The 15082-nt window shown below is 65.0% G+C and carries 12 protein-coding genes; 4 read left to right on the top strand and 8 right to left on the bottom strand.

Annotated elements, in window-relative coordinates; translation table 11 throughout:
- The first annotated feature begins 89 nt into the window (after positions 1–89).
- Together QHC78_RS06510 and QHC78_RS06505 are read left to right on the top strand one after the other, a co-directional pair.
- Complete coding sequence (locus QHC78_RS06510) at positions 90–701, top strand: isochorismatase family cysteine hydrolase (RefSeq protein ID WP_319743073.1); 612 nt, start codon at positions 90–92, stop codon at positions 699–701.
- 2 nt (positions 702–703) lie between these two features.
- A complete protein-coding gene (locus QHC78_RS06505) occupies positions 704–1948 on the top strand; it encodes an MFS transporter (RefSeq protein ID WP_319743072.1) in 1245 nt (414 codons plus the stop codon).
- On the opposite strand, the gene QHC78_RS06500 is transcribed toward QHC78_RS06505, so the two are convergent.
- The 8 genes from QHC78_RS06500 to QHC78_RS06465 all read right to left on the bottom strand — a co-directional run bounded on the left by QHC78_RS06500 (position 1936) and on the right by QHC78_RS06465 (position 12828).
- Positions 1936–2853, bottom strand: a complete 918-nt coding sequence (locus QHC78_RS06500) for an AraC family transcriptional regulator (protein ID WP_319743071.1) — start codon at positions 2851–2853, stop codon at positions 1936–1938. The genes QHC78_RS06505 and QHC78_RS06500 overlap by 13 nt on opposite strands.
- Before the next feature lie 171 nt (positions 2854–3024).
- Entirely contained in the window at positions 3025–4494 is a 1470-nt protein-coding gene (locus tag QHC78_RS06495; RefSeq protein WP_319743070.1) for a class I adenylate-forming enzyme family protein, read from the bottom strand.
- 14 nt (positions 4495–4508) lie between these two features.
- Entirely contained in the window at positions 4509–5381 is an 873-nt protein-coding gene (locus QHC78_RS06490; RefSeq protein ID WP_319743069.1) for an amidohydrolase family protein, read from the bottom strand.
- 48 nt (positions 5382–5429) lie between these two features.
- Positions 5430–6371 carry a Bug family tripartite tricarboxylate transporter substrate binding protein gene (locus QHC78_RS06485; RefSeq protein WP_319743068.1) on the bottom strand — a complete coding sequence of 314 codons (942 nt, stop codon included), beginning with the start codon at positions 6369–6371 and terminating at the stop codon, positions 5430–5432.
- 101 nt (positions 6372–6472) lie between these two features.
- Complete coding sequence (locus QHC78_RS06480; protein WP_319743067.1) at positions 6473–8524, bottom strand: hydantoinase/oxoprolinase family protein; 2052 nt, start codon at positions 8522–8524, stop codon at positions 6473–6475.
- On the bottom strand, positions 8521–10191 hold the full coding sequence (locus tag QHC78_RS06475; RefSeq protein WP_319743066.1) for a hydantoinase B/oxoprolinase family protein: 1671 nt from the start codon (positions 10189–10191) through the stop codon (positions 8521–8523). Before QHC78_RS06475 ends, QHC78_RS06480 begins: the two co-directional genes overlap by 4 nt.
- Positions 10192–10304: 113 nt before the next feature.
- On the bottom strand, positions 10305–11675 hold the full coding sequence (locus QHC78_RS06470) for an MmgE/PrpD family protein (RefSeq protein ID WP_319743065.1): 1371 nt from the start codon (positions 11673–11675) through the stop codon (positions 10305–10307).
- Positions 11676–11685: 10 nt separating this feature from the next.
- Positions 11686–12828 carry an acyl-CoA dehydrogenase family protein gene (locus QHC78_RS06465; protein ID WP_319743064.1) on the bottom strand — a complete coding sequence of 381 codons (1143 nt, stop codon included), beginning with the start codon at positions 12826–12828 and terminating at the stop codon, positions 11686–11688.
- 87 nt (positions 12829–12915) lie between these two features.
- On the opposite strand from QHC78_RS06465, the gene QHC78_RS06460 reads away from it, so the two are divergent.
- Entirely contained in the window at positions 12916–13683 is a 768-nt protein-coding gene (locus QHC78_RS06460) for an IclR family transcriptional regulator (RefSeq protein ID WP_319743063.1), read from the top strand.
- A 179-nt stretch (positions 13684–13862) separates the two neighbouring features.
- Positions 13863–15035, top strand: coding sequence for an ABC transporter substrate-binding protein (locus tag QHC78_RS06455; RefSeq protein WP_319743062.1), 1173 nt, complete (start codon positions 13863–13865; stop codon positions 15033–15035).
- The last annotated feature ends 47 nt before the right edge of the window (positions 15036–15082 follow it).

The raw sequence follows: 15082 nt of genomic DNA, 5'->3' as shown, positions 1-15082 counted from the left end.
AATTTTTGCGCGCTACCGCAATTTACTCACTCCCCCGCTCTGCCGCAGCGCTATGTTCGGCTCCAGCACACAACGCACCTGGAGGTCCGATGCCCTCATCCATCCCGCTCGAAAAAGATAAGGCCGTCCTGCTGGTCATCGACATGCAGAACGACTTCGTCCGCGAAAACGCACCCATGGAAGTTCCTTCCGCCCGGCAGCGGATCCCCGCCATGGCGGCCCTGGTCGCGCAGGCCCGCAAGGCCCGCGTGCCCGTGATCTACACGCGGCACGTACTGTACGACGAATTCGACGTCTCGCCGCTGGAAACCAAGCAGATCCCGCGCTTGCGGACAGCCGGCATGCGCGCGGGTACGCCGGGGGTCGACATCATCGACGAACTGGCGCCCTTGCCCGGAGAAATCGTCATTTCCAAACATCGCTACGACGCCTTCTACAACACCCGGCTCGATACCGTGATTCGCACCATACGCGGCCCCCATGTGGCCGACAGCGTGATCATTACCGGCACGGTCACCAGCGTCTGTTGCGAGTCCACCGCGCGCAGCGCTTTCATGCGCGATTTGCGGGTCTTCTTCGTCGACGATGCGACAGGCGGATTCGACGACGCTTCGCACCAAGCCACGCTGGCTACCATCGACCGGGTATTCGGCAAGGTCGTGTCGACTCGCCAGGTGCTCGATGTATTGGGAGGAGCCTGAACATGGACAAGGCCGTGGCTCACGACACCTCGTACGAATGGAAGGCCGTCACAATTCTTGCGCTGGGTTTCGGGCTGATGGGGCTCGACCGCTGGCTGCTTGCGCCGATGTTTCCCTTCATGATGAAAGACCTGGACCTGTCCTACCAGGACCTCGGCTTGCTCATCGGCACGCTCGGACTTGCCTGGGGCGTGTTTTCTATCGCCATGGGGCGCGTGTCGGACGGCATAGGCCGGCGCAAGGTACTGATTCCCGCCGCCATCGCGTTCTCTTGCCTGTCAGGACTGTCCGGCCTGGCCACAGGATTGATCAGCTTGCTCATCATCCGCGCCGTCATGGGCGTCGCCGAGGGGTCGTTCTGCCCCACCAGCGTGGCCGCGGCCGGCGAAGCCTCTCATCCCAAGCGTCGCGGCTTGAACCAGGGCTTGCAGCAGAGCGCGTTTCCGCTATTCGGCCTGGGCCTCGCGCCCATCATCGCGACCCAGCTCATGGACGTCCTGCCGTCATGGCATTACGTCTTCTTCCTCTCGGCCGTTCCGGGCTTGATCCTGGCCTGGTTCATGTACAAGGTCATCCGCGAACCGCGTGCCGGCGCGCTGGCCGGGTTGCCCGCCGCGCCAGCGGCATCCTTGTCGTGGCGGGAGCTGCTGCGCCGGCGCAATCTCTTGCTGGCGGTCGGCTCCATGCTGTGCGCCATGACTGGCATCTTCGTCGTTGGCGCCATGGTGCCCAACTACCTCACCGACTATCTGAAGCTCACCCCACAGCAGATGGGGCTGGTGGTGTCCGCGATCGGCGTCGGCGGCTTCTTTGGCGAGTTCGGCGTGCCCGGCATCTCCGATTTCATCGGCAGGAAGGCCGCCGCGTTCATCTCGTTCATCGGCGCGGCGCTCGCACTCTACGGCTTTGCCCAAGTCGGGGCGAGCCCCTGGGCGTTGTTCGGCGTACTGCTGGTGGTGTCCTTTTTCTGCTTCGGCCTGCTTGCGCTGATGACCGGGCCGGTCGCTACCGAAGCAGCCCCTGCCGGCATGGTGGCTTCCGCCATCGGAATGGTCAGCGGACTGGGAGAGATCTTCGGCGGCGGCGTCGCGCCCGTCGTGGCCGGCTACATCGCCCAGCACTATGGCATCCAGTACACCCTCTACCTGGCCTTGGGCGGCGTGGCGGTCGGCGTCGTTATTTCTTTCTTCCTGAAGGAGACCGCGCCCCGCAAGGTGGGCTACCGCCCCCATGCTCAGCCGTCGTAGCGGCCCAGCCGCGCGCGATAGGCGGACGCCGAGCTGCCCAGCGCCTTCTTCAGGGCGCGGCCCATCGCGCCTCCCGACGCGAAACCACAGGCGCTGGCGATGTACGACACCGAATGGTCCGTCGTCGCCAGCAGGTGCCGGGCGCGCTCGACGCGCATGGCCGTCAGGTAGCGGTACGGCGAGACGCCAAGCGCGGACTTGAAACAGCGCAGGAAGTGATAGCGGCTCAAGCCGCACAAGGCTGCCAGTTCCGCCAGCGAGATATCCTCAGCCAGCCGCTCGTCCATATAACGTGTGACGTTCCGGAGCGCCCGCGCACTCAGCTTCGACGCGGACGGCGGCGCCGCGTCGATGCGCCATTTCTTGCTCAGTTCGTTTAGCACCAGCGCGCCGAACGTGTCGGACAGCAGCCGGGACGCGTGCCCCGCGCCCAGATCCTGCGCGAAGGACCCGAGTGCCGCGTAGATCAAGGGACTGACGAAGCCCCGTTGCGCCAAGGACCACAAGCCATCGACCGGATGCGCAACCTCCAGTTCGTCGAACACCTCCACCGCCGCCCGCTGATCGAACGTGACCAGGGACACCCGGGCCGGACCGTCCTTGACCCAGCGAAACGCGGTTCCAGGGGGAATCAGATGCAGCGGGTTGACGAAATTGACGAAGTGGTCGCGATAGCCCCAACCGAGGTCGAACAGCGCGGACTTGAGGTGGTATTCGTGCGAGACGAGCAGCACGATCTGCGGCAGCGGCGGGCAGTGCAGTTCATGTGCCTCGAAGCTGCAATGGATGAGGCCTCCATCCAGCCGTCCACCGAAGTCGAACGATTGGTGCAAGGTATACGCACCGGTATCTACCAACACTTGGCGCAGTTCCTGGGACGCGGGCTGGCGTTGCTTGAGGTCCACGGCACCTCCTGGCGGGAAAAGCAGGATAGCCTCATATACTACCGTCCAGCCGCCGATTTATCCCCAGCTGCTGTGAACAACCCTGGGGAAAGCCTGCGGACAAATACGGCAGCACCAGCAACCACGCGGCTTTCCTGGCGGTGGCGCAAAAATGGGCACCGCCAGGAAACGTCAAGCGTTGGACAGTGTGGCCATCAGGTTGCGCTTGACGATCTTGCCGGCCGAGTTGCGTTCGAAATCGCTCACGAAATGGAAGTACTTGGGCACTTTGTATGGAGCCAGCCGCTCCTTGCACCAGGCAGTGAGCGCCGCCGCATCGCCCGGCTTCCGGCTCAGCACGAAAGCCGCGACCTCCTCGTCGAATTCCTTGGACGGCACGCCCACCACGGCCGCCTCCAGCACATCGGGATGGGTCATGAGTATGGACTCGATCTCGAGCGGATAAATGTTCACCCCTCCGCGGATGATCATGTCCTTGGCCCGGCCGCAGAGAAACAGATATCCCTCCTCATTCACGTAGCCGAGGTCGCCGGGATAGAAGAAGCCGGCGCGAAACGCTTCCTTGCTCGCTTCGTCGTCGCGGTAGAAACCTTCGGCGACGGTAGCCCCGTGATAACGGATGCGGCCCACTTCTCCCGGCGGCAACGGCCTGTCTTGCTCGTCCACGATCTGCAGATCCACGCCGAACACCGGCCGCCCCACCGAGGCCGGATAGGCGGCCTGCTCTTGCGCCGACAGGACCGTCACGCCCCCGCCTTCGGTGGAGCTGTAGTATTCGATGAAGTTAGGACAGACCTCGGACCGGATCCGGCCCCGTTCTTCGGCCGTCAACGGCGATCCCGACGCGATCAGGGTGCGAAGCCGGCGAAATGGCGCCATGCCGGCAGGCTCGGCTTGCAATATCCGGCGCAGCAGCGTCGGCACCAGGAAGGTAATGGTCGCACCGGTACGGGTGATCTCGCTTGCCAGCTCTTCGACCTTGTACGGCGGCGCGCACAGCACGACGGTGGCGCCAACGTACAGGGACGACACCGAAAACGCCCGCCCTCCTCCGAAATACAGGGGCGTGGCATTGATGTAGACCTCGCGGCTGCCGAACCCCAGATCAGCATAGTGCGTGAAAAACCGGTGCATGAACTGCGCATGCGACAACAGCGGGCCCTTGGGCCGTCCCGTCGTGCCGGATGACAGCGACAGGCAGAAGCCCCGGTCCCCCCGCGGGAACTCCTCCCGTACCGCTACCGTGCGGGCCTGCTCCAGCCAGGCGGCATCGGCGGCGACGCAAAGCGCGCCGGCGAATACATCGCCAGGTTCGACGATGATTCGCCGGGCGCCGAAATGCGCCGCCACGCGCTGCTTCTCTTCAGCCTGCCAGCGGCAATCGACCGGCAACACCACCGCGCCGGCCCGTGCCACCGCATACAGCATGAGCAGGTGTTCCGGGGTGTCCTTGAGCGCCACGCCGACGACCTCGCCCGGCTGCACGCCCAGGTCCATCAGCAGAGAGGCCCGTTGCCGCACCAGCAGGTCGAGTTGCCGGTAGGTAATGACGGTATCGCGATGGATGATTGCCGGTTTGGTCGGCCGCTGCCGGGCATGCAGCGCCAGTTGATCGGCAATGTTGGGGCCGTGCCTCGCCATGTTATCGCCTCCGCTCATTGGGCCAGCCCGTAGACTCGCAGCACGTTGCCGCGCAGCAACTTCTCCTTGGCGCCGGGACGCAGCCCCAGCGCCTCGATTTCGTCGCGCGCACGCTGGAAGTCCAGGATGGGGAAGTCGGTACCGAAAATGACCTTGTCCTGCCCATAGCTGTTGATGTATTTGACGAAGGATTCCGGCCAGTACTTGGGGCTGTGGGCATCGGTACCGATATAGACGTTGGGATGCTTCCACGCCATAGCGATCATTTCATCGGTCCAGGGAATGCCGACGTGGATGCCGATGACTTTCAGCTCGGGAAAATCGCAGGCCACCGCATCCAGGCAGATCGGCCGCCCTACGCTGCGCAGCCGATGCGAAGGATCGTAGATCATCGATTGGCCGACCTGCAGTTGCACGGGCACATCGAGCTCGACGCACTTGGCGTAGAACGGATACCACTTGGCATGGTCCGGAGCCAGCTCGAACCAGTGCGGATAAAAATGCGCGCCGATGAAACCGTATTCGCGCACGGCTTTCTCCAGCGCCCGGACCCCGTTCATTCCTTCGGTGGGATCCAGTCCGGCCAGACCGTAGAACCGGTCGGGATAGCGGTTGACCGCCTCGGCTACGGCCTCATAGGGCACGTGATAGCTGGCGCGATGCTGGTAGGGTCCCACCTTGGCGGCGATCAGGAAGGCTTTCTGCACGCCGGCTGCGTCCATGCGGCGCAGCATTTCCTCGTGCGACAGCCCTTGCATGATGCCGGTATCGACGTTCATCTTGCCACTGTAGAACGCGTCGCGCGGCGGGCGCTGCGCCAGCAGCTCGGGCGTCCATATGTTGACCACGGCGTCGATGGCCGGGATATCGTAGCGTTTGTCGTTCATCGCTCTCTCGATAAAAACGCGCGCTCCGCCGCATTGGCGACGCGCATGCTAGGGCGTGAGATGGGCGTTGGCCACTGCCCGTTTCCAGGCCGCGAGGTCCTGCTCGACCTTCTTGCCGAACTCCTCAGGTCCCGTGGCATGGGGGTCGAGGCCGCTGGCAAGCAGGCGGTCCTTGATGTCGGGCAGCGCCATGGTTTCCTTCAACGCGGCGGACAAGGTCTCTACGATCTCTTTGGGCGTGCCGGCCGGAGCCATCAATCCATACCAGACGTTGAAGTCGAAACCAGGCACGGTTTCAGCGACCGCGGGCACATCGGGCAAGACCGATGAACGGGACTCCGTGCTCACCGCGATGGCCTTGAGCTTGCCGGCGCGGATCAGCTCCAGGGCGCCGCCCAGATTGACGAAGGCCGACTGGATCTGGCCCGACATGATGTCGACCTGGATCTGCGACGATCCACGGTAAGGCGCGTGGACCATCTCGATATTGGCCATCTTGGCCAGCGTGGCACCCGCCACGTGCGTGCTGCTGCCGATGCCCACCGAGCCGTAAGTGATCTTGCCGGGATTCTTCTTGGCGTAATCGATGAACTGCTGCATGGTATTGGCCGGGAATGACGGCGCCACGACCAGGACCGTCGAACCTGAGACGATCTGCCCGATGGGCTGGAAGTCCTTGATGGAGTCGTAGTTCGGCTTGTCGGGCAGCCACGGGCTGATGGCGATAGGGCCGACGTTGGCGAACAGCAGCGTATAGCCGTCGTTACGGGCTCGCGCCACATAGCTGGTTCCTATGCTGCCATTGGCGCCGCTGCGATTCTCCAGCACGAACGGCTGCCCGAAGCGCTGGGAGAATTTCTCGAGCAGCGGCCGGATGATGGCATCGGACGGACCGCCCGGCGCCCAGGTATTGACCACCATCACCGGGCGCGACGGATAGTCTGCCGCGCGGGCAGGTCCCGCGCATGCCGCCAGGGCGGCACACAACATTGGCAGTACTCCACGAACTTTGATGCCGGATTTCATTTCGGGTACCTCATCGTCAACAGGCCGTGATAATGACAATCCACGCGGGCGGCCCCGGCCCCGCATCAGTCTGGTCGCAGGATCAGATTGCCGTATTCATCGGTGGCGGCGGTGAACCCCGGCTCGAGCCATACGGTCGTGTCCGGCTGTTCGAACACTGCCGGCCCACGGATGGTCGAGCCGACCGGCAGCTCCAGCCGCGCATAGCGAGGCACATCCATCCAGCGTCCGTCGACATATACGGCCTGGACGCCGACGGGGACCGCAGCCCCGCCGGCGGACGGCGCCAGCAGCCTGAGGTCGAACTTGGGACGCACGCCCACCAGGGCATAGCGCAAGTTCATGATCCGGATGGGAATGCCGGGCAGGAGCCGCCCGAACTCTGCACGGTAAGCGGTCTCGAAGGCCGCCTTCACGGCATCGGCATCGAGGCGTGCGCGCGCAACCGGGACCATGACGGTATGCGTCTGTCCCTGGTAGAGCATGTCGAGGAACAGCTCCTCGCGTATCGAGGCGATGGCCACGCCCGAAGAAGCCAGATGCGCTTCGCAACGACGGTGAAAATCCTCCGCGATGTCCTGCAGGCGGCCGAAATCCGCTTCCTGCAGCGGCTGGTTGACGGTACGGACGGCATCATGCCGCAAGTCGGCCATGACGCAGCCCAACGCCGAGGTAACGCCGGGATAGCGGGGCACGATGCCGGTCGCGACACCGGTCTCGCGCATCATGGCGCACACGTGCAGGCCGCCGCCCCCGCCGAAAGGCATATAGGCAAAGGCACGCGGGTCGTGTCCCTTCTCGATGGAGACCAGGCGCAGGGCCCCGGCCATCTTGGCGTTGGCCACGGTCAGGATGGCTTCCGCCGCTGCCAGGACGTCCAGTCCCAACGGCTCAGCGACATGGGTGCGGATCGCTGTCCGCGCCAGGGCCACGTCGAGGCTGCCCAGCAACCCTCCCCCCAGCGGCCGCTGCGCCGCGATGCGCCCCAGCAGCACGTTGGCATCGGTCACGGTGGGATAGGAGTTGCCGCGGCCATAGCAAGCCGGTCCCGGACGGCTGCCCGCCGACTCGGGGCCGACTTGCAGCATCCCGCTGGCGTCCACCGACGCAATCGAGCCGCCGCCGGCGCCTATGGTCTCGATCTGTATCATCGGCGCGCGCACGACCATACCGAAGGCAATGCTGGTCTGTTCCGCAAGCGCAACCCGGCCGCCCGCCACCAGCGATACGTCGAACGAGGTCCCGCCTATGTCGCCGGTGATCACGTCGGAGTAGCCGGCGGCCTGGGCAATTGCGGCGCAGGCGATCACGCCGGCGGCGGGCCCCGACAACGCGGTGCGCACAGGCAGCTCGCAAGCTGTCTGGCGCGACATCACGCCGCCATTGCTCTGCACGATCATCAACTGGCCGTCGAAGCCGCGTTCCCGCAAGTCCCCTTCCAGCCGGTGCAAGTAGCCGCCTACGACAGGCTGCAGCGCCGCGTTGAGACTGGCCGTGGAAACACGCTCGAACTCGCGTATCTCGGGCAGGACTTCGACCGATGCCGTCACGCAGGCGTTGGGCCAGGCTTGCCGGACCCGCGCCACCGCGGCGGCTTCGTTGGCGGGATTGGCATAGCTGTTGATGAAAAAGACGCACACGGCCTCGCACCCTTCGTCCAGCAGCGCCCGGACACACGCGTCGACCTGATCGAGCGCCACTTCCGTATGCAGCGTGCCGTCCGCCAGGACGCGTTCGTCGACTTCCTTGCGCAAATTGCGCGGGATGGGCGGCAGGTACTCGCCGCGCAGCCCCCAGGTTTGCGGCCGGTCTCGGCGCCGCATCTCGAGCACGTCCGCGAAGCCGCGCGTGGTGATCAGCCCCGTCCTGGCGGCCTTGCGTTCGAGCAGCGCATTGGTGCCCACGGTGGTGCCATGGATGATGGTGCCGATGCGATCAGCGCTGCCGGCCTCCCCGCTCCCGGCGCGGCCGATGCCGTTCATGAAACCGACCGCCTCTTCGCCCCGGGTGGAAGGCACCTTGACGATGGACACGGCGTGATCCGCCTCGTCCAGGATGAACAAGTCGGTGAACGTGCCGCCCACGTCCACGCCGACAACCCGCTTGCCTGCGCTCACCGTCCCTCCTCCGTGACATACCCCATGGCCAGGTCGTGGGCGCGCGCTTCGGCGCGCCGCCGGGACGGATCGCCGTAGCCGCCGCCCCCGGGGGTTTCCAACCGGACTTTGTCGCCGCGCGAGAGCGTAATGCCCAGCATCTTCGAGACCATGGGCGGCGTATGCCAACGGCCGTCCACGCAATAGCTGAAACGGTTCAAGGCGCCTTCGCCGCCGCCGGCAATACCCTTGGGCGGCGACTTGCCTCGTTCGCCGAAGATGAAAGCTTGCGCGTTCTGCTCGAGCAGTTCGATTTCGTAGACGGCACCCAGGCCGCCGCGATGGGTGCCGGGTCCGCCCGAATCCGGCCGCAACGCCCATTGCGTGAAGCGGACCGGATAGGCCGCCTCGAGGATTTCCAGCGGCGGGATGGTGGCCGTGGAAATCGGCGCGTTGCCGTGGCTCAACCCGTCGCCGCCGGCATGGCCGCCGTGACCGCCGCCGAAGAAGCTGAACATGACCCAGCGCTGTCCGCGGCGCCGGTCGTCGCTGCGCAGCCCTGCGATAGAGAGCGCATTGATGGTGCCGTAGGCCTGGGCCACCGCACGCGAAGGATCGGCCAGCGCGGTCGCACTGAACACGACGTCGATCATCCGCAGGATGGTCTCGGTATAACCGCCAACGGGGCGCGGCCGCTGCGCAGTGATGAGCAGTCCATCCGGCATCACGAACTCCACCGCATCGAGCACGCCGGCGTTGGCCGGCACATCGGGGAACAAGTGCTTGAGCGCGACATAGCAGGCAGCCACCGCCGTCGCGCGCGATATGTTGACCGCCCCGGCGCACTGGCCCGAGGTACGCGAAAAATCCAGTACCAGCCGCTCCCCGTCCACCGTCATGTCAAGCGCTATGCGCAGCATCTCGTCGCGGATGCCATCGTTGTCCAGGAAGTCCTCGAACGAATACCGGCCATCGGGCAGCGACGCGATATGCGCCCGCATCAGCTTACGGGCCCGTTCGCGCAACGCTTGCATGGCGCCCAGGACGCGCTCTTCGCCGTATGCGTCGAACAGCTCGTGCAAGCGGCGCTCGCCCAGTTCCAGCGCGGCCAGCTGGCCGTTCAGGTCGCCCCACAAGCTATCGGGCATACGGGTATTGGCACGCAGAATGGCCAGCACGTCGGCATTCAGCTCCCCCTCACGCACCATGCGGACCGGCGGTATCTGCACGGCCTCCTGCCAGCACTCGGTCGCGGCCGGGTTGTAGTTGCCGGGCACGTTGCCGCCCACGTCGTGCCAGTGCGCCGCCGAAGCGAGGAAGCACACTGGACGGCCATCACGGAAGAACGGCTTGACGAGCTTGAAATCGTTGGCGTGCGTACCGCCTTCATAAGGATCGTTGAAGAGCCATACGTCGCCCTCCTGCATGCCACCCAGTGGCTGAGCCGCAGCCATCGCAGCCCGCACGGCGAAGGCCATTGCGCCGACGAACACCGGCAGTCCCGATTTTCCCTGCACGAGAGTGTCGCCGGTCACGCCGTCGTAGAGCCCATGGCAGGCATCGTGGGCTTCGGCGATGATAGGATTGAACGCGCTGCGGTAAAGCGTGGCGTCCATCTCATCGGCGATCTGTTCCAAGCGTCCTTTCAAAACGGCCAGGGTGACTGGATCGAGCTTGGCTTCAGACATGCGCTGCCTCATGCATTCAGGATTCCCCACAAACTGTATGGATGATCTATTGTTCTGTCAATAGAACAATTAGATGGGCTGGTCATCGAGCTCGCCATGCATCGGCATGCAGCCTAGTTGCTCAGTCCCGGTACCGCTCGTACTTCACGCCATAGCGCTTCGGCCTCGGCGGCTTCCAGCGCAGCTTGCGCCAGGCCGAGGAATTTGCGTTTGACCCCTTCCCTGCCCAAGGGAGGCACATTGGTTCCCAATGGCGAGTAAGGTCCATGTTCCGATGGCGTGCCATACTCCATCATGCACAAGCCGGTGCGGCGTTGCCCGCCGGACAGCGTAAGCTCGACCCTGGCGGGGAGGAAACGGGGGTACAGCGCGCTATAGCCCTCATCGACATGAAGATGGATCTTGTCGTAGAGCGCGCAAACCGCCGGGTCGATGGCCGGGGCGCGGACATTGGACAAGTCGTAGCGTCCGTGGCGAAGCGCGCTGGCCACGGCCCAGACCACGCTCATCAGCCGGTCGTACAGCTCATGCCGCGCGTTGGGCGCCTTGCCGAAGCGCAACGCCACCGGATAGGTATGAAGGTCGACGCGGACGATATCCTCGGCGGCCAACGGTCCCTCGCGCCAAATGGCTTCGATGGCGTCGATGGCCGGCTGGGCGTGGCGGCATGCCGGTATGGCCTTGAAGTAGACGCCGTCGAGCATCTCCCCTCGCCAAGTCTCGGGTGCGCAATCGAAACCGCGGCTATGCAGCACTGCCAGCACTCCGGGATCGTCGCCATCGTCGAAAATGCGGTCGCCGGCGCACAGCCCCGCCTGCGCCATGCGCACGGCTTCGAGCGCACAGCGGGCGGCCAAGCCTCCATGCAAGGGCACGGCCGAACCGTGTCCGGTCAGCCCGCGCAAGGCGGCCGCGGGAAACGAGAACGCCGCGTTGCTCAACGCCCGGACCAGCGTCGCTTCGTCCAACTCGAGCAAGCGGCCCAGCGCCGCCGCGGCGCCGATGGCGCCGGTGCAGGAAGTCGGTGCCAGCCCGGCCAGGGTCAAGGCAGGGTGCGCGCTGGCTGCCAGCCGATTGGCCACTTCATAGCCGACGGCGATCGCCGTGTGGACGGCTTCCATCGACTGTCCTTCGCGCATGCACCAGACCGCGGGAATGATGCTGTTGCTGGGATGGTTGCCGCCGTTGCCGAAACCATCGTGCAGCTGCAGCAGCGAGCCCAGTGCGCCCATCGCAATGGCCGCCGATTCCGCGCTCAGTCCGGCCGGGGCTCCCGGGATCCTTACCGGGCCGGGCTGAGCCAGCACGAAGGCCGTCGAGGCCTCGGGCAGCACCGACCCTGCCAGCACGCAGCCTAGAAAGTCGGCCAGGATCAGCGACACTTTTTCCTGCCTGGCTGGCGAGAGATCGTCCCGCCGCAAGCCTAGGGCGAAGGACGCAAGACGCCTCGCAATGGAAGGATGGGATCCGTGGTCTGCCGGCATCGCGCTTTCCTTACTTCAAAAGCGCCCGCGCAATCAGCATGCGCTGGATTTCGGAAGCGCCCTCGCCTATGCGATAGTGGCGCACATCGCGATAAAAGCGTTCGACCGGCACGCCGCGGATCAACCCCGAACCGCCAAGAATCTGCACCGCACGATCGGCGACCCGACCGACCATTTCGGAACAGAAAAGCTTGACCATGCTCGGGGCCGTACCGGCGTCTTCGCCGGCGTCGATACGCCGCATGGTGTCGTAGGCCAGGGACCTGGCCAATGCCAGCTCGGTGGCCGAATCGGCCAGCATCCATTGGATAGCCTGGCGCTGCGCCAGCGGCTGGCCGAACGTCACGCGCGTCTTCGCGTATTCGATGGCCTCCTCCAGCAGGCGGTCGGCAGTCCCTATGCATGCTGCCGAGACCCCCATGCGGCCGCTGGCCAGCGACTCCATCGCGATCCCGAACCCGCCGCCGACCTGTCCCAGCACGGCCTCGTCGGGAACCCGGCAACCCTCGAACCGGATCTCGGCCAATTCAATGGGATCCGAGCCGATGGTTTTGTCGATGCGGTCGATATGCATGCCGGGCGTTCCGCGGTCGACCAGGAAGGCCGTGATGCCGCCGCGCGCGCGCTTGGACGGGTCGGTCACGGCGAGCACCATGAGGACCTGTGCGCGATGGGCCGCGCTGATGAACTGCTTCACGCCCTGGATCATCCAGCCGCCCGCCACCTTCTGCGCCGTGGTTCGCAGGGCGGCCGCATCGGATCCGGCGTCCGGCTCGGTCAGCGCGAAGCTGGCCAGCCATTCGCCCTTGGCCAGCTTGGCCACGTATTTTTCCCGCTGCGCCGGAGTGCCATGCCGGGCGATGGCAATCGGGGTCAGGCCGCTGGTGCAATCCAGCATGACGGTGAAGATCCGGTGCGAGCGCGCCACCTCTTCCATGACCAGGCAATACGTCGACAGGTCGAAGCCTCCGCCGCCCTGTTCGGCCGGCAGCCGCATGCCCAGGTAGCCCTGCCCCCGCATCTGGTCCAACGCGGCTGGCGGTACGACGCCTTCGCGATCGATCTGGCGGGCGAGCGGCTCCAGGCGTTCCGTGACAAAGCGGCGGATGGCCGGCCGCATTTCGGCCAATTCGGGCGTGCAGTCTTGCTTCATGGGCTTTATCAATTCATTATATGAATATACAATTCGTTTTATGAATTTATTCTGCGCGTCGCCCGCGCGCGGTGTCAAGGGCGTTCCATGAAAGAAGAAGATCCACTGTTCGTCACGGCCTTGGCGCGCGGCCTGCAAGTGCTGCGCTGCTTTACCCCTGGCCGTCCGGAACTGGGCACGACCGAGATCGCCAAGCTCACCGGCCTGCCGCAGCCGACGGCCTGGCGGCTGTGCAAGACACTGGTTAGGCTCGGCTACCTGGTTCCCACCGCCAACGACAAGCTGCGTATCGGCGCCGCGGCCTTGTTGCTCGGCTATTCCGTCGTGGCGCAAACCGACATCAACCAGTACGCGGCGCCGCTGATGAAAGCAGTAGCGGATGAACTGGGAACCACGGTGCTGCTGGGCGAACGCCACGAGTCGAAAATGGTGGTCATCCAACGCAGCGAACCCGCGACCGCGCGGCGGGTGATGCTGCATATCGGGTCCACCGTTGGCCTGACCGATTCCTCGCTTGGCCTGGCCTACCTGGCGGCCCTCGACGCCGGGGAGCGCCAACAGGTCATCGGCACGCTGCAAACCCGCGGCGAATGGGACCCGGCACGCGACCCGGGCCGGCTGGAAGCCGCCCTGGCCGACTATGCGAGCCACGGCGCGGTCTTCATGCGCTATCCGCAAGAAAACTTCAACGCCATCGGGGTACCGGTGCAGCCGGCCGATCGCAACCGCACGCTGGTACTGACCTGCGGGGCCTCCAGCGCGCTGTTCACCGACGACTACCTGGTATCCACCGTCGCTCCGGCGCTGAACCGGCTGGCGGCCGATATCGCGCCCCTGCTGATGGCCCGCAAGTAGCGCGGCCGCCCCTCCCCGTCCATCCGCCGGTTTCCGGATTCGGACATCCGGCCGACCTGCTTTGCCGAATTCGGATTGTCCCGGCTCCGGCGCGCCCTCCACAATGTCACCAAGTGTCACCAACCGGCCCGGGACACCTGGTCCTGGCGCGCCATCTCCAATCCATACAGGGAGCCACTATGCGCAAATCACCGCTCGCCCTTTCCATTGCCGCGCTCGCTTTCGGCTTTGCCGGCATGGCGCATGCCGCCGACCCGATCAAGGTCGGCATCGCTCTCGACCTGTCGGGGCCCTTCGCAACAGCCGGGGCGGAAGCGCGCGATGGTTTCGATCTTGCCATCGAAAAGCTGGGCGGCAAACTGGGCGGGCAGCCGGCCCAGTTCCTCAAGAACGACTTCGCCGGCAGCCCGGACCAGGTCATCCAGCTGGTCAAGCGCTACGTCGACCGCGACAAGATCGACTTTTTCACCGGCCCCATCGCCTCCAACTCCGCCCTGGCGGCCGGCCCTGTGCTGTTCGCCGCCAAGGTGCCCTTCCTGTCCAGCAACCCCGGGCCGAGCCAATATGCCGGCAAGCAATGCAATCCGTACTTCTTCGGCCTGTACCAGAACGACACCTACGATGAGACGGCCGGCATCCTGGCAAACACCAAGGGCTACAAGAAAGTCGTGATCATTGCGCCCAACTATCCTGCGGGCAAAGACCACCTGGGCGGCTTCAAGCGCTTCTACAAAGGCGAGATCCAGAACGAGGTCTACACCAAGGTCGGGCAGATCGACTATGCCGCCGAAATCGCCCAGATCCGGTCCTCCAATCCCGACGCGGTCTACATCTTCCTTCCCGGCGGCATGGGGATCAATTTCATCAAGCAGTATGTGGCGGGCGGGCTGAAAGACACGCCGCTGCTGATCTCGGGCTCAGGCGCCGATGAAGACGTGATTCGCGCCGTAGGCGAAAGCATGCTTGGTACGACCAACACCGCCCATTGGGCCCATGACCTGAAAGTGCCGGCCAACGTCGAGTTCGTTGCCGCGTACAAGAAGAAATATGGGCACTTCCCGTCGGTCTATGCGGCCCAGGCCTATGACACCATCATGGCCATGGACGCCGCCGTGCGCGACGTCGGCGGCAACCTCAAGGACAAGGCGGCGCTGCTCAAGGCGCTCAAGGCCGCCAACTTCGAGACGCTGCGTGGACGCGTCAACTACGGTCCCAACAACTTCCCGGTGCAGGCGTTCTACCAGCGCACCATCGTCAAGCTGCCGGACGGAACCATCACCAACAAGCTCGACGGCATGGTGGTGGAAAAGCACCAGGATGCCCACGTGCAGGACTGCAAGATGGCGTCCTGATAGCGAACGGGCCAGGCAGCCCCGCCGCCCGGCCCACCGACTCAGCT

It is taken from the genome of Pigmentiphaga sp., assembly GCF_033795525.1.
Taxonomy (GTDB): domain Bacteria; phylum Pseudomonadota; class Gammaproteobacteria; order Burkholderiales; family Burkholderiaceae_B; genus Pigmentiphaga.
The sequence above is the reverse complement of the archived record's forward strand: the minus strand, read 5'-3'. Positions and strand labels throughout refer to the sequence as shown.

Excerpts from the sequence above, each read along its gene's own strand:
- QHC78_RS06510 (WP_319743073.1), top strand. The coding sequence starts at position 90 with ATGCCCTCATCCATCCCGCTCGAAAAAGATAAGGCCGTCCTGCTGGTC.
- QHC78_RS06505 (WP_319743072.1), top strand. The coding sequence starts at position 704 with ATGGACAAGGCCGTGGCTCACGACACCTCGTACGAATGGAAGGCCGTC.
- QHC78_RS06495 (WP_319743070.1), bottom strand. The coding sequence starts at position 4,494 with ATGGCGAGGCACGGCCCCAACATTGCCGATCAACTGGCGCTGCATGCC.
- QHC78_RS06490 (WP_319743069.1), bottom strand. The coding sequence starts at position 5,381 with ATGAACGACAAACGCTACGATATCCCGGCCATCGACGCCGTGGTCAAC.
- QHC78_RS06485 (WP_319743068.1), bottom strand. The coding sequence starts at position 6,371 with ATGTTGTGTGCCGCCCTGGCGGCATGCGCGGGACCTGCCCGCGCGGCA.
- QHC78_RS06475 (WP_319743066.1), bottom strand. The coding sequence starts at position 10,191 with ATGTCTGAAGCCAAGCTCGATCCAGTCACCCTGGCCGTTTTGAAAGGA.
- QHC78_RS06470 (WP_319743065.1), bottom strand. The coding sequence starts at position 11,675 with ATGCCGGCAGACCACGGATCCCATCCTTCCATTGCGAGGCGTCTTGCG.
- QHC78_RS06465 (WP_319743064.1), bottom strand. The coding sequence starts at position 12,828 with ATGAAGCAAGACTGCACGCCCGAATTGGCCGAAATGCGGCCGGCCATC.
- QHC78_RS06460 (WP_319743063.1), top strand. The coding sequence starts at position 12,916 with ATGAAAGAAGAAGATCCACTGTTCGTCACGGCCTTGGCGCGCGGCCTG.
- QHC78_RS06455 (WP_319743062.1), top strand. The coding sequence starts at position 13,863 with ATGCGCAAATCACCGCTCGCCCTTTCCATTGCCGCGCTCGCTTTCGGC.